Source organism: Poseidonibacter parvus (assembly GCF_001956695.1).
GTDB classification, from domain to species: Bacteria; Campylobacterota; Campylobacteria; order Campylobacterales; family Arcobacteraceae; genus Poseidonibacter; species Poseidonibacter parvus.
Genome location: NZ_CP019070.1, coordinates 2,672,170 through 2,688,433, shown reverse-complemented (window position 1 = coordinate 2,688,433; position 16,264 = coordinate 2,672,170). Strand labels below are relative to the sequence as shown.

The following is a 16,264-nucleotide window of genomic DNA, read 5'->3' as shown; positions in this document are numbered from 1 at the left end:
CCTTTATTTTATAACAAATAGTATAGTTTGCCCATATCTATTTACATAAACTCTTTTATGTTTATTTTTGTATTTTGTTAAAGATACTTCAAGATTTTGGAAGTTTTTAACTTCAACATCTTCAATTTGAATTATAATATCTCCAGCTTGGAAACCAACTTTTTCAGCTTTACTTTTTGGTTCAACATCAGAAATTAACACACCTTTTGTATCAGGAGCTAATCTAAATTGTTTTTGCATATTAGCATCAATTGCACTTACTTTTAATCCGCCAAGAACTCTACCGTTGTTAGATTGGATTTGAACTAGACTTGATCTATTTCCTAATATGATTTTTAATTCAATATTCTTTTTATCTCGTTCAATCTTAAGTACAATCTCTTCATTTGGTTTAAATGAAGCTACAACATTTTGTAATGAAGTTCTATCTTTTATATCTTTATTGTTAATAGCATAAATTAAATCACCTCTTTTAACACCATATTTAAAAGCAGGAGTATCAGGAGATACATCTAGAACTAAAGCACCTTTTTTATGATTATAAACTTTTGACATTTCTTTGTCTAAATCACTAATAGCAACACCTAGATATCCACGAGTTACTTTTCCATCTGATACTAATTTTTTAACAACATCTTTAACCATTGCTACAGGAATTGCAAATCCAATTCCATTATTTCCACCACTTTTGGAAATAATAGCAGTATTAATTCCAATTAATGCCCCTCTACTATCAACAAGAGCTCCTCCTGAGTTTCCTGGATTTATTGATGCATCTGTTTGAATATAGTTTTCATATCTATTAATTCCAACTTTATTTTTATTTAAAGCTGAAATAATACCTTGTGTTACAGTACTTCCAATTCCAAATGGGTTTCCAATTGCAAAAATCATATCTGCAATTTCTAGCTCTTTTGAATGACCAAATTTAATAGGAGTTAAATTATCAGACTCAATTTTTATAACAGCTAAATCACTATCAGCATCTTTTCCAATTAATTTAGCACTATATTCTGTTGTATCATTTCCAATTGTTACAGTAATTTCTTCAGCATTATCAATAACATGGCTATTTGTTACAATATATCCATTCTTAGCAATAATCACACCAGAACCTAATGATCTTTGTACTCTATTTTGTTTAAATTGATTACCAAATTGATCTCCAAAAAATCTTTTGAAAAATGGGTCATTAAACATTTGTAAGGGTAAGTTTTCAGTCGATGAATTAACATGTCTTTTTGTTGAAATATTTACAATTGATTTCATAGATTTTTTAATAGCACCATTAAATGATAAAATTTGATTATTTGTATTAGGTGCTATTCTTTCAGGATTTTTATCCATCATATCAAAATTTATTGTTTCAGCGAATAATTGACTAGCAATTAATGTTGAGGCAAATAAAAGTTTTTTCTTCACAATATATCCTTTTGAGTTTTTGATTAATATAATTGTAGGGTATAAGTGTAAACTATTTTTCAATCAATAGTTAATAATTGGTTAATAAAATCAAGGTTTTTCCTTGATTCTATTAAATTTAAGACTAAAGGTCAGTTTTTAGCATTGCACCGTTACTTGCATTAGTTACAAGTGATCTATATTGTCCTAACCAACTTGAAGTAAGTGGTTTTTTAATTGGTGTGAAGTTTTCTCTTCTTTTTGCAATTTCTTCATCAGATAAATCAACAGATAAAAGATAAGCATCAACATCAATATTAATAATATCTCCATCTTTTAATAATCCAATCATTCCACCTTCAGCAGCTTCAGGCGAAACGTGACCAATTGAAGCTCCTCTAGTAGCTCCACTAAACCTACCATCAGTAATAAGTGCAACAGTATCACCCATTCCCATTCCCATAATTAAACTTGTAGGTGCAAGCATCTCTTGCATTCCTGGACCACCTTTAGGTCCTTCATATCTAATTACAACAACATCACCATGAGTTACTTTTCCGCCAACAATACCAGCAATAGCTTCAGCTTGTCCATCAAAACAAACAGCTTTCCCAGAAAGAGCACGAGCACCAGTAATTCCAGCAGTTTTAATAACAGCACCTTCTTCTGCTAAGTTACCATATAAAATAGCTAATCCACCAACATCAGAATAAGGATTATCAATAGTATGAATGATATTTGTATCTTTAATATAAGCGTCTTTTATTTTCTCTAAAGTACTTTCACCAGTAATCGTAAGATTATCAAGTAATATATCTTCACCACGTTTAGTCATTTCTTTCATAACTGCATTTACACCACCAGCTACATTAATATCTTCCATATGTACAGTAGATAATGATGGAGAAATTTTAGCAATATGAGAAACTCTTTTAGAAATTTTATTAATATCTTCTAAGTTAAAATCAACTTTTGCTTCTCTAGCAATTGCTAACATATGTAATACAGTGTTAGAAGATCCACCCATAGCCATATCAACAGCAAATGCATTTCTTACTGCATTTTCATTTAGAATATTTCTTAATAAGTATTTTTCTCTTGCTTGCTTATCTAAAGCAATTTCACAAATTCTTCTAGCTGCTTTTCTATATAGTTCTTCTCTTTCAGGAGTTAAAGCAAGAATTGTTCCATTTCCAGGAAGTGCAATTCCCATAGCTTCCATAAGTGTATTCATAGAGTTTGCTGTAAACATTCCAGAACATGAACCACCACTTGGACATGCATTACATTCAATATCATGCAACTCTTCATCTGTAATTTCACCAGCTTCATGTTTACCAACAGCTTCAAATGCAGTTGCTAAATCAATTGGAGTTCCATCTTCAGTATGTCCTTTTTGCATTGGACCACCAGATACGAAAATAGTAGGAACATTAACTCTTAATGCACCCATAATCATACCAGGAACAATTTTATCACAATTTGGAATAGCAATCATTGCATCTAATTTATGTGCATTCATTACTGTTTCAATTGAACTTGCAATTAATTCTCTTGAAGGTAATGAAAATAACATACCATCATGCCCCATTGCAATACCATCATCAACACCAATAGTATTAAATTCAAAAGGTACACAACCACACTTCTTAATCTCATCTTTAATAATCACACCAACTTTGTTTAAAAAGAAGTGCCCAGGAATTAACTCAATAAAAGAGTTTGCAACTCCAATAAATGGTTTCTCAAAATCATCATCTTGTAATCCCGTAGCTCTTAACAAAGATCTATGCGGTGCTCTATCAAAGCCTTTTTTTACTTCATCACTTCTCAATTTTAAATCCTTTAAATGTATACATAGTTTATTCAATTATTATACATGTTTTGCTGTTGATATCTTATTAAAAAATAAAAAAAATAAAAAATTTAACATTTTTTATAAAAACTCTTGACAAAGAATAATTAATCTATTATAATTCCACTCCAATTTAAGAAACATCAGTTTTTTAGATTCTACCAAATAGTGCGAGTGTGGCGGAATAGGTAGACGCGTTGGACTTAAAATCCAATTCCGGTTTCGGAGTGTCGGTTCAATTCCGACCATTCGCACCACTAATTATAAAAGTAGAGAGTTGCCAGAGTTGGTCGAATGGACCGGTTTTGAAAACCGGCGAGGTTCACGCCTCCGAGGGTTCGAATCCCTTGCTCTCTGCCACTTTTATTTACAACTAATCATTTTCTTTCCAATATAAAAATGATTTATCTAACATTGGAGCTATAGCAAAGCTGGTAATGCCCCGGATTGCAAATCCGGTATGCGTTGGTTCGAGTCCGACTAGCTCCTCCATTTTCTAAATTCAAATATTTAATTCTTTTTCTATAATATGTATTATTGCTAGATATATTTTATTGACTATTATTTATATATTATACTCTGTAATATGCTTAGATAAAAAAATTTAATAATTCAATAGCAAAATTGATAAAAAATAGACAAAATCAAAGGAATTCCAAAATTTAAGCCACATCTAAGAAAAACCCCTTGACAAGAAGAAAATTATACCCTATAATTCCCGTCCAAAAACAGAGGAACGACATCAAAAACATTTGATGAACAGCCGATACGATGGATGATCTTTAACAATGTAATGAAGTTTGTAAAGTAATCTTTATAAACTGAATATAATACTCTAATATATAATCTAAAATAAATAGATTTAAAAAAAATAAAAATATTATAACAAGAATTAATTCTTGTCTATAAATTTGAGTGATAATTTTGTATAACAATACAAATTTGTCAGTTTCAAACTATTACATATTAAATTATGTAACTTCATATTATGGAGAGTTTGATCCTGGCTCAGAGTGAACGCTGGCGGCGTGCTTAACACATGCAAGTCGAACGAGAACGGATTAAAGCTTGCTTTAATTGTCAGCTAAGTGGCGCACGGGTGAGTAATATATAGGTAACGTGCCTTCAAGAAGGGGATAACAATTGGAAACGATTGCTAATACCCTATATGCCTTTATCCCATAAGGGAGCAAGGGAAATATTTATAGCTTGAAGATCGGCCTGTACAGTATCAGTTAGTTGGTGAGGTAATGGCTCACCAAGACAATGACGCTTAACTGGTTTGAGAGGATGATCAGTCACACTGGAACTGAGACACGGTCCAGACTCCTACGGGAGGCAGCAGTGGGGAATATTGCACAATGGACGAAAGTCTGATGCAGCAACGCCGCGTGGAGGATGACACATTTCGGTGCGTAAACTCCTTTTATATAGGAAGATAATGACGGTACTATATGAATAAGCACCGGCTAACTCCGTGCCAGCAGCCGCGGTAATACGGAGGGTGCAAGCGTTACTCGGAATCACTGGGCGTAAAGAGAATGTAGGCGGATAGAAAAGTCAGAAGTGAAATCCAATAGCTCAACTATTGAACTGCTTTTGAAACTTTCTATCTAGAATATGGGAGAGGTAGATGGAATTTCTGGTGTAGGGGTAAAATCCGTAGAGATCAGAAGGAATACCGATTGCGAAGGCGATCTACTGGAACATTATTGACGCTGAGATTCGAAAGCGTGGGGAGCAAACAGGATTAGATACCCTGGTAGTCCACGCCCTAAACGATGCACACTAGTTGTTGTGAGGCTAGACCTTGCAGTAATGCAGTTAACACATTAAGTGTGCCGCCTGGGGAGTACGGTCGCAAGATTAAAACTCAAAGGAATAGACGGGGACCCGCACAAGCGGTGGAGCATGTGGTTTAATTCGACGATACGCGAAGAACCTTACCTGGACTTGACATAGATAGAATATAACAGAGATGTAATAGTGCTAGCTTGCTAGAACTATCATACAGGTGCTGCACGGCTGTCGTCAGCTCGTGTCGTGAGATGTTGGGTTAAGTCCCGCAACGAGCGCAACCCTCGTCATTAGTTGCTAACAGTTCGGCTGAGAACTCTAATGAGACTGCCTGGGTAACCAGGAGGAAGGTGAGGACGACGTCAAGTCATCATGGCCCTTACGTCCAGGGCTACACACGTGCTACAATGGGGTATACAAAGAGCAGCAATACCGTGAGGTGGAGCAAATCTCAAAAATATCTCCCAGTTCGGATAGCAGTCTGCAACTCGACTGCTTGAAGTTGGAATCGCTAGTAATCGTAGATCAGCAATGCTACGGTGAATACGTTCCCGGGTCTTGTACTCACCGCCCGTCACACCATGGGAATTGAACTCATTCGAAGCGGGAATGCTAAAGTAGCTACCCTCCACAGTGGATTCAGTAACTGGGGTGAAGTCGTAACAAGGTAACCGTAGGAGAACCTGCGGTTGGATCACCTCCTTTCAGAGAAAGAGACTTAATTCGTTTTAAGTCTCATCAAGAAAAACAATAAAGAGTATTATGTTCGGTTTATAAAGATTATTAAAAACCTTACATATTAGAGTTTAGTTATTCAAACTAAATATAAGTACTTAATATAAAGTATTTATATTTGGTTTAATTACCAAAACGCGTTACCTTGAAAAAACTTGTTTTTTTAAGCTAGCAAGATATTTAAAAATATAATGTTAAAGTCTTTTAATTTTTTCATTAATTAATACTAATTTATTAGTAAAGATTAATAAACAATTTTAAAAACTATCTAAGAGATTAGATAGAACACAATTTATTATTTTATGAAATATGCATTAAAGTATGTTTAATAAGATAGTAGCCAAAGAATAATTATCAAATGCGACAGATTAAATTCTGTTTATTATAAGCTATTAAGGGCTAATGGTGGATGCCTAGACTGTAAGAGGCGATGAAGGACGTACTAGACTGCGAAAAGCTACGGGGAACTGTCAAGAAGTTTTGATCCGTAGATCTCCGAATGGGACAACCCAGCTAATAGAGATATTAGTTACACGAAAGTGGGCAAACCTGGTGAAGTGAAACATCTCAGTAACCAGAGGAAGAGAAATCAAAAGAGATTCCCAAAGTAGCGGCGAGCGAAATGGGATTAGGACAAACCCTATGCTTGCATAGGGGGTTGTAGGACCAAGATGTGAGACTAGAGAATATAGATGAATAACCTGGAAAGGTTAAGCGTAGAAGGTGATACTCCTGTAATCGAAATGTTCAATAGCTCTATTGGTATCCTGAGTAGGACGGAACACGTGATATTTTGTCTGAATCTAGGGGGACCACCCTCTAATCCTAAATACTACTTACAGATCGATAGTGAACAAGTACCGTGAGGGAAAGGTGAAAAGTACTCCAGCGAGGAGAGTGAAATAGAACCTGAAACCATTAGCTTACAATCATTCGGAGCCCTATGATTTATCAGGGTGACGGACTGCCTTTTGCATAATGAGCCTGCGAGTTGTGGTGTCTGGCAAGGTTAAGCCAAGTGCGAAGCCGTAGCGAAAGCGAGTCTTAATAGGGCGACTTAGTCAGATGCTGCAGACCCGAAACGAAGTGATCTATCCATGAGCAGGTTGAAGCTGGTGTAAGAGCCAGTGGAGGACCGAACCGGTGTGCGTTGAAAAGTGCTCGGATGACTTGTGGATAGGGGTGAAAGGCCAATCAAACTTCGTGATAGCTGGTTCTCTCCGAAATATATTTAGGTATAGCCTTGCGTAGTAGCATATAGGGGTAGAGCACTGAATGGGCTAGGGCTGCTTACCGCGGTACCAAACCCTATCAAACTATGAATACTATATGTGTAATCGCAGGAGTCAGGCGTAGGGTGATAAAATCCTATGTCGAGAGGGGAACAACCCAGACTAACAGCTAAGGTCCCAAAGTCATATCTAAGTGGAAAACGATGTGGAGTTACTGTGACAACCAGGAGGTTGGCTTAGAAGCAGCCATCCTTTAAAGAAAGCGTAACAGCTCACTGGTCTAGTGATTCTGCGCGGAAAATATAACGGGGCTAAGATATGCACCGAAGCTTTAGATTCAATATTTTATATTGAGTGGTAGGAGAGCGTTCTATTCAGCGTTGAAGATGTACCGGTAAGGAGCGTTGGAGCGGATAGAAGTGAGCATGCAGGCATGAGTAGCGATAATTGAGGTGAGAATCCTCAACGCCGAAAACCCAAGGTTTCCTACGCGATGCTCGTCATCGTAGGGTTAGTCGGGTCCTAAGTCGAGTCCGAAAGGGGTAGACGATGGCAAATTGATTAATATTTCAATACCAACAAACAAGCGTGATGTGGGGACGCATAGAGTTAATCGAGCTCACTGATGGAATAGTGGGTCGAAGGACGTAGGTCGTAATTTAGGCAAATCCGGATTACATGAGACCGAGATCTTACAGGCTCCTGACACTCTTCGGAGGAGATGGAGAATCGATGATACTGTCGTGCCAAGAAAAGCCACTAAGCATATTGTTTGTTGCCCGTACCGTAAACCGACACAGGTGGGTGGGATGAGTATTCTAAGGCGCGTGGAAGAACCCTGGTTAAGGAACTCTGCAAACTAGCACCGTATCTTCGGTATAAGGTGTGCCTACTTTGGTATAGGAATTTACTTCCGAAAGCTAGAGAGGTTGCAACAAAGAGTCCCTCCCGACTGTTTACCAAAAACACAGCACTTTGCTAACTCGTAAGAGGATGTATAAGGTGTGACGCCTGCCCGGTGCTCGAAGGTTAACTGATGATGTTAGATTTATCGAAGCATTTGATTGAAGCCCGAGTAAACGGCGGCCGTAACTATAACGGTCCTAAGGTAGCGAAATTCCTTGTCGGTTAAATACCGACCTGCATGAATGGCGTAACGAGATGGGAGCTGTCTCAACCAGGGATCCAGTGAAATTGTAGTGGAGGTGAAAATTCCTCCTACCCGCGGAAAGACGGAAAGACCCCGTGCACCTTTACTACAGCTTGACACTGTAGCTTGGATATTCATGTGCAGGATAGGTGGGAGGCTATGAAACTAGGATGCCAATTCTAGTGGAGCCATCCTTGAGATACCACCCTTGAATATTTGAGTTACTAACTGGGACGAGTTATCCTCGTTCAGGACAATGTCTGGTGGGTAGTTTGACTGGGGCGGTCGCCTCCTAAAAAGTAACGGAGGCTTACAAAGGTTAGTTCATGGCGGATGGAAATCGCCAGTTGAGTATAATGGCATAAACTAGCTTGACTGTGAGACATACAAGTCGAACAGAGACGAAAGTCGGTCATAGTGATCCGGTGGTTCTGTGTGGAAGGGCCATCGCTCAAAGGATAAAAGGTACGCCGGGGATAACAGGCTGATCTCCCCCAAGAGCTCACATCGACGGGGAGGTTTGGCACCTCGATGTCGGCTCATCGCATCCTGGGGCTGAAGCAGGTCCCAAGGGTATGGCTGTTCGCCATTTAAAGCGGTACGCGAGCTGGGTTCAGAACGTCGTGAGACAGTTCGGTCCCTATCTTCCGTGGGCGTAGGAAAGTTGAGGAGATTTGTCCCTAGTACGAGAGGACCGGGATGAACGTACCACTAGTGTACCAATTGTTCTGCCAAGAGCATCGTTGGGTAGCTACGTACGGATGAGATAAGCGCTGAAAGCATCTAAGCACGAAGCCAACTCCAAGATTAACTTTCCCTGAAGATCCCAGCAAGACTAGCTGGTTGATAGGCTAGATGTGTAAGCGTTGTAAGACGTTTAGCTGACTAGTACTAATAGATCGTTTGGCTTATTTATAATTCAAATTTAGTATTCTTTGGTTTACTATCTTATTAAGTGTACAGTATGTATGAATAAAAAATAAAATGCGTTGACTTTAACATTATTAATATCTTTACTCACAGATTAAGTTGAGTAATGAGTATACTAGCATTTTTGCAATGGTATATTGATTACTCAGTTTTGCTGGTGGTTATAGAGAAGAGGAAATACCCAGCTCCATTTCGAACCTGGAAGTCAAGCTCTTCATCGCTGATAATACTGCAGGGTCCCCTTGTGGAAACGTAGGCCGCTGCCAGCTCTTGAGTATTTACTAAGCTTTTAGCTATTTGAACTTTGTTCTTTTAGCTGAAAGCTTTTTTTTTAGCCGCTTTTTTCCTGTTTTAGCTTTTTTCTTTTATACTTTTATTTAAATCTTCTTTCTAATCTTTTTCTTATAAATCTTTATATAATAATTCTAAATCCAAGACCTGAAATATTTTTTATTGTTTCTTTTCCTATTTTTTTACGTAACTTATTTAGCAAATTTTTTAAAGCAGAATCACTTGCATCATACATATCTTCCCATATATTAATTTTTAATTCATCATGTGGTACTACTCTATTATTATATTTTATTAAATAATCTAATAATAAGACTTCTTTTGAAGTTAGAGTGATTTCTTCTTTTTTTTGTAAATTATATAGTTTTTTTTCTAGAACATTGTAGTTTATATTTTGAGGAAAGCTAATGATATATTTAGCATTATCTATGATATCATGAACACAATTTGTTAAAGCATTTTTTAACATTTTAAAATCTATAGGTTTAGTTAAATAATCAACTAATTTTAATTTTGTAGCTTTAAGTAAATATTTTGTGTCTGTATAAGCACTTATGAGTATTACTGGAATATTTTTGTCAGTTTTTCTAAGCTCTTCAATAAAATCTAAACCATTATCAACACCTAGATTTATATCAGAAATTATTATATCAATTCTATTATCTATTGATTCTTTTATAGCTTCTGAAATATTACTAACTTCAAAAACTTCTTTACATATTAGTCTTAATGTTTTAGATACATTTTCTCTTATATTATCTTCATCTTCAATATATAAAATATTTAAATTTTTTAATATATTATTAAAATCGAGTTGTTTTTCAATGGTATTCATCAAAAGCCTTATAAAATATTATAAATTATAACATAAAATTTTATTATTTATGTTACAATACATTTTATCAAGTCTTAAGTTATATTTCAATAGAGTAACGAATAAAATTATTTAAGAATTCTGCAATCATTCACAAAGGAAAAGCAATGAAAATAAGTAAACTATTAAAATTTACTTGTATTTCTGTACTTGCAAGTACAGCATTACATGCTATTAGTTTAAAAGATAGTATTGAAAAAGTTTTAGCAACTAACCCTGAAGTTATAGCTGAAAAAAATAATCAAAAAGCATTTAGAAAATATATAGATGAAAGAAGAGGTAATTATTACCCAAGAATTGATATTGATGGTACACTAGAAAAGAGTAAAACAAAAAAAGAATATGATTCTACATCAACATTAAATGATACAACTGATGATGAAGATGGATACAACTTTGGTATTGCATTAAATCAAATGATTTATGATGGTGATTTAACTCCTAGTAGAGTAAGAGAAGCTAAGCATAATGAACTTGCAAATAAATATAGAACTAGAGCAAATATTGAGAATGTTGTATTAGAAACAATAACTGCATATACTGGTCTAGTTCAATATAATGAATTATTAGCCTTAACAAAAGATATGATTGTAACAAATGAAGAGAATCTTGAAATAGCTAAAGAAAAAGAATCAATTAGTGGTGAAGTATTAGAAACATATCAAGTTGATTCAAAATTAAACTTTGTGAAAGAAAAATATCTAGAAGAAAAAGATTTAAAAAGCTCTAGACTTAGTACATTTAAAAGATATATTGGTTCTGAAGCAGATGGTTCTGAAACTAGACCTAGTATAGATATGAGTAAAATCCCTACAAGTTTACAAAAAGCAGTTGAATTAGCTGTTCTTAGAAACAATGAAGTATTAGAACAAATAGAAAGAATTAAAGCGCAAAGAGAATTAATTGCACAAGCTGATGCCACTTTTTTACCTACATTAGGATTAGAATTAAAAGCTTTAACTGATAATGACTTATCTTTAGATGAAGAAGGTAAAGAAGATCAAGTATACGGTAGAATTAATTTAGCATGGAATATTTATAATGGTGGTGGAGATCATGCTGTTTCAAAGCAAGAAGAATTATTTTTAGCTGAACAAAAAGATAGATTAGATGGTATTACAAATAAAGTAGTAGAAAATACTAAAGTTAATTACCAAAGATTTATGAAAAATAAAGATAGAATTGAAGTATTAAAAAAATATGTAACTGCAAATGAAAATATTGTTGATGTATATAAAAGTGAATTTGAAGCAGGTACTAGAACTTTTGTAGATATTTTAAATGCACAAACTGAACTATATGAAGCTAAAAAAAGTTTAGTTAATAGAGAATATGATTTATACTCAAACTATTATGAAATATTAAATAATAGTTCTATGTTAAGTGAATCTATATTAACAGAAAATCAAGATGGTTCAAGTGTATTACCTGTTGAAGTTGTTGAATCTAATACGAATGTACAAACTGATGAAGTTGCTCAAATGTTAGAAGATGATAATACAGTTGAAACAAAAAAAGAAGAAGTATCAGATGAGTTAAATGTATTATTAGGTGATGATGTTGCAAATACTGTTGTAGAAGACAAATTATCTGTTAATCCAGATGAAACTGTTCCTGCTGTTGTTATTCCTGCAGATGCACAATATATTGAATATGCCTCATTCTTAGATGCTTCACCAGAAAGTTATACTGTTAATATTGCTACAACAAAAGGTTTACAAAAAGCAAATGAATTTGTATCTGAAAAAGGATTAGATTCAACTCAAGCATATACTTATGAATTTGGACCAGGAATGAAAAGCGCAAAGGTTATTTATGGTATATTTGATTCAGTAAAAGAAGCAAAAGCAGCAATAGCTAACTTCTCAACAGATTTAAAAGCTGGTAAACCTTATATTGATAATATTAGTAAACATCAAAAGTTATATAAAAAATACCACTAGGCTTTAAAAAGGTAAATATTGGAAAATAATGATTCTAACTTAACTGAAAGTGAAACATTAACTAATTTAAAAGATAGAAGAAAAGTAGATGACCTTTTAGGTTGTCTACTTTTTTTATCTAAATTTCACAAAAGAGAAACTTCTGCAGAGTCCTTAACTTTTGGACTTCCTATTCATAAATCTTCAATGAATATTTCAATGTTTCATGAAGCAGCAGCTAAAATTGGCTTAATTGGCAAAACTGTTAAAAGAAATAATATAAAAGATATCACAAAACTTGCATTGCCATCTGTTTTAATTCTAGATAAAGAACGGGCTTGTGTTTTACTTGATTATGATTTAGACTCTGGAATAGCAAGTGTTATACTACCTGGTCTTAGTTCTGGTGAAACAGTAATGGAAATTAGTAAACTAGAATCAGAATATACAGGTGAAGTAATTATTATTAAACCTGAATATAATTTTAATAATAGAATTGAAAAAGAAGTTTTAGTTGACAATCCAAAAGAGTGGTTTTGGGGTACATTATTAAGAAATAAAGGTATATATAAACAAGTAATTGTAGTTTCTTTATTTATAAATATCTTTATATTAGCAACACCTTTATTTACAATGAATGTTTATGATAGAGTTTTACCAAATAATGCAATTGAAACATTGTGGGCTTTATTTATAGGTATATCTATTGTAATGTTATTTGATTTGATTTTAAAGGTTTTAAGAGCACATTTTTTAGGAATAGCTAGTAAAAGAGCTGATACAATAATGTCTAATAAAATATTTAATCATATATTAAATATTAAAATGGAATCAAAACCTTCTTCAACAGGACAGTTTGTAAGTAGATTACAATCTTTTGAAAGTGTTAGAGAATTTTTTACATCAGCAACTATTGCAGCTATTGTTGACTTACCTTTTGTATTAATTTTTATTCTAGTAATCGTATATATTGCGGGACCATTAGCTTATATTACAGTTGCTACTGTTTTAATTTCTTTAGTATTTTCATGGTATTTACAACGTCCTTTAAAAACTATTATTGAAAAATCTGTAAAAGAAGAACAGATTAAACAAACTACCCTAATTGAAACAGTAGCTGGTTTAGAGATTATTAAAAGTGTTAAAGCTCAAAATAGAATGAGAACTCATTGGGATCAATCTATTAATAAAACTGTTCATTATGCTGATAAAGGGCATTTTTTATCTCAAAGTATTACTTATTTTACTGCATTTATTTCTCAGTTCTCAAATATTGCAATTGTTGCAGGGGGAGTGTATTTAGCTCAAGATGGTGAAATTACAATGGGTGCAATTATTGCTGCTATGATTCTTAATGGAAGAGTAATTGCTCCTGTTTCTCAACTTGTTGGAATGATTATTAAATTTGATAAAACGATGTTATCTTTAGATAATTTAGATGAAGTAATGAATATGCCAGTTGAAAAAGAGAATAAATCTTATATTAGTAGACCTAATTTAAAAGGTGATATAGAATTAAAAGATGTTCAGTTTTCTTATAAAGATCAGAATCATCAAACTTTAAAAGATATAAATCTAAAAATTAAACAAGGTGAAAGAATAGCTATATTGGGGAAAATAGGTTCAGGTAAATCAACTTTACTAAAAATGATTATGAATTTATATGAGCCAACAGATGGATCTGTTTTAATTGATGGTTTAGATACAAGACAAATTGATCCAACTGATTTAAGACAAGCAATTGGTACTGTTCCTCAAGAACCATTTTTATTTATGGGTTCAATTAAAGATAATCTTACAATTGGCGAGCAGTTTGTCTCTGATGAAGAATTATTAAGAGTTTCAAAAATTGCAGGTCTTGATGATTTCTTAGGAAAACATGCAGCAGGATATGATTTACTTGTAGGTGAGAGAGGGGAAGGATTATCAGGTGGAGAAAGGCAATCTGTTACATTAGCTAGGGCACTTATTTCTGATCCTAATATTATAATGCTAGATGAACCTACAAATTCAATGGATAGGCAAACAGAAAAGCAATTTATAGATAGAATAAAGAAAATTATTCTAGATAAAACGCTTATAGTAGTTACTCATAAAACATCACTTTTAGAATTAGTTGATAGAGTTATTATTGTTGAAAATGGCCAAATTGTTGTAGATGGACCGAAATCTGAAGTATTCACAAATAAAGTGAGTAAGAAATGAGTGATGTAAACAATAAACTTGATAATATTTTAAGTGAGGATAATGATCATTTAACTGTTATTGAAACTTCAAAAAAAGAAGTCAAAGAAAAAGAAGAAATTAAGCAAGAAGAAAAAATAGAAGAAGGTTATAAGAAAGAAGACTTCACTAAGGAAGTTAGAAAACCTAAGAAAGGCTTAATTAATTGGATACAAAAACTTTATGGAGTATCTGATGAGGAAGAAGATGATTTAGAATTTGTTTATTCAAGTTATGCTAATGCTAATGAAGAAGCATCAAAGTCTTCAAATATAATTTTTTTATTAGTTACAGTCGTTTTTTCATCGTTAATTCTTTGGGCTGCATTTGCACAAATTGATGAATTAGCTAGAGGTAATGGTAAAGTTATTCCTACTGATAAAATTCAAACAGTTCAATCTTTAGATGGTGGAATAATTTCAGAAATTTTTATTAAAGAAGGTCAAACAGTAAAAAGTGGTGATGCTTTAATGAAAATTGATACTACAAGGTTTAAAGCAACACTTGATGAAAGTAAACAAGAGTATTTGTCTTTATTAGCCATTATGGCAAGATTAGAAATTGAATCAAGAATTGATGTAAATAAATCATTACCAAAAATAAAGTTTAATAAAAAAGTTCTAAAAGATAGTTCAAGATATGATATTAATGAAACACTACTTTTAGAAAATAGATTTAGAGAACTAAAGTCTTCTGTACGTGTTTTAGAAAATCAAGCTAGTCAAAAAAGACAAGAATTGAAAGAAATTAGAAGTAATATTAAAAAACTCGATGAAAGTTTAGGATATATTACTGAACAAAGAAAAACAATTAAAAAATTAGTTTCAAGAGGAGTTAAATCAAAATTTGATTTACTTAATATTGAAAAAGAATACACACAAACAAAAGGTGATTTAGATACAGCTAAATTATCTATATCAAGGTCTAATTATGCAATTACTGAAGCTCGAAATAGAATTAATGAAAAAGTAAATACATTCAGAGCTGAAGCTTCAAATGAGTTACAAAAAACAGCTGGATTAATTAATAAATTTGAAGCAAAACTAGTAGGTGATGAAGATAAAGTTGCAAAAACTGTTATTAGTTCTCCTGTTGATGGAATTATTAAACAACTTAATTTAAATACTATTGGTGGGGTTGTTCAATCGGGAATGGAGTTAGTTGAAATTGTTCCTTTGAGTGATGCATTAGTTGTTGAAGCTAAAATTGATCCTAGAGATATTGCTTTTATTAATCCTAGTCATAAAGCAATTATTAAAATTACTGCTTATGATTTTTCTATTTATGGTGGATTAGAAGGTAAGATAATTGAAATATCTGCTGATAGTATAGTTGATAAAGAATCTAAAGAAGGTAAAAGTTATTACCGTGTTTTAGTAAAAACTAATAAAAACTATCTTGAAAGAAATGGTACTAAGTTACCTATTATCCCAGGAATGGTAGCAAGTGTTGATATTGTTACTGGTAAAAAATCTATTCTTGATTTCCTTTTAAAACCAATCTTAAAAGTTAAACAAGACTCCTTACATGAAAGATAACTAATATTTAGTTATCTTTTTCTTCAAAAAAACCTTAAAAATTATATTTAAAAAACTTTTTAGAGACTTTATTGTCATATTATATTAGAATAAATAATTTTAATTACATAAAATTAAAAAGGTCTAAGATGATTATTGATGATTATTTACTTATTGATGATGAAGATATAAGTTTTTATGAGAACGAATGGGTTGAGAACTCAATTGAGATACTAGATAGCGTAACATATAATGTTTACCAAGGTACAGGTGATAGCTCATTAGTTAAGCTATTAATCAACGAAGATATTACAATAGAATTATAAGATATAAAAGA

The 16,264-nt window shown here is 33.0% G+C and carries 7 protein-coding genes, 3 tRNA genes and 3 rRNA genes; 10 read left to right on the top strand and 3 right to left on the bottom strand.

Annotated features, from left to right (window positions below):
• Positions 1-3: 3 nt before the first annotated feature.
• Complete coding sequence (locus LPB137_RS13060) at positions 4-1,422, bottom strand: Do family serine endopeptidase (RefSeq protein WP_076088788.1); 1,419 nt, start codon at positions 1,420-1,422, stop codon at positions 4-6.
• Between the two features lie 124 nt (positions 1,423-1,546).
• On the bottom strand, positions 1,547-3,235 hold the full coding sequence (ilvD, locus tag LPB137_RS13055) for a dihydroxy-acid dehydratase (RefSeq protein WP_076088786.1): 1,689 nt from the start codon (positions 3,233-3,235) through the stop codon (positions 1,547-1,549).
• 191 nt (positions 3,236-3,426) lie between these two features.
• On the opposite strand from ilvD, the gene LPB137_RS13050 reads away from it, so the two are divergent.
• From LPB137_RS13050 to rrf, 6 genes are all read left to right on the top strand, one after another.
• Positions 3,427-3,513: transfer RNA gene (locus LPB137_RS13050), tRNA-Leu, on the top strand.
• Positions 3,514-3,527: 14 nt separating this feature from the next.
• A tRNA-Ser gene (locus LPB137_RS13045) sits at positions 3,528-3,616 on the top strand.
• A gap of 56 nt (positions 3,617-3,672) precedes the next feature.
• Positions 3,673-3,748: transfer RNA gene (locus tag LPB137_RS13040), tRNA-Cys, on the top strand.
• 493 nt (positions 3,749-4,241) lie between these two features.
• A 16S ribosomal RNA gene (locus LPB137_RS13035) occupies positions 4,242-5,758 on the top strand.
• A gap of 412 nt (positions 5,759-6,170) precedes the next feature.
• Positions 6,171-9,086: ribosomal RNA gene (locus LPB137_RS13030) — 23S ribosomal RNA — on the top strand.
• Positions 9,087-9,253: 167 nt separating this feature from the next.
• A 5S ribosomal RNA gene (rrf, locus tag LPB137_RS13025) occupies positions 9,254-9,369 on the top strand.
• The 16S, 23S and 5S rRNA genes sit together here with 3 tRNA genes alongside, the layout of an rRNA operon.
• A gap of 143 nt (positions 9,370-9,512) precedes the next feature.
• Here the strand turns inward: rrf and LPB137_RS13020 are convergent.
• Positions 9,513-10,226 carry a response regulator transcription factor gene (locus tag LPB137_RS13020; protein WP_076088784.1) on the bottom strand — a complete coding sequence of 238 codons (714 nt, stop codon included), beginning with the start codon at positions 10,224-10,226 and terminating at the stop codon, positions 9,513-9,515.
• A 146-nt stretch (positions 10,227-10,372) separates the two neighbouring features.
• On the opposite strand from LPB137_RS13020, the gene LPB137_RS13015 reads away from it, so the two are divergent.
• The 4 genes from LPB137_RS13015 (at position 10,373) to LPB137_RS14260 (ending at position 16,253) form a co-directional block, all read left to right on the top strand.
• Positions 10,373-12,208 (top strand): TolC family protein, encoded by a 1,836-nt coding sequence (locus tag LPB137_RS13015; protein WP_076088782.1) that lies wholly within the window; start codon positions 10,373-10,375, stop codon positions 12,206-12,208.
• Between the two features lie 18 nt (positions 12,209-12,226).
• A complete protein-coding gene (locus tag LPB137_RS13010) occupies positions 12,227-14,392 on the top strand; it encodes a type I secretion system permease/ATPase (RefSeq protein WP_076088780.1) in 2,166 nt (721 codons plus the stop codon).
• Positions 14,389-15,948 (top strand): HlyD family type I secretion periplasmic adaptor subunit, encoded by a 1,560-nt coding sequence (locus LPB137_RS13005; RefSeq protein ID WP_083657270.1) that lies wholly within the window; start codon positions 14,389-14,391, stop codon positions 15,946-15,948. Before LPB137_RS13010 ends, LPB137_RS13005 begins: the two co-directional genes overlap by 4 nt.
• A gap of 128 nt (positions 15,949-16,076) precedes the next feature.
• Positions 16,077-16,253 (top strand): hypothetical protein, encoded by a 177-nt coding sequence (locus LPB137_RS14260; RefSeq protein WP_156981743.1) that lies wholly within the window; start codon positions 16,077-16,079, stop codon positions 16,251-16,253.
• The last annotated feature ends 11 nt before the right edge of the window (positions 16,254-16,264 follow it).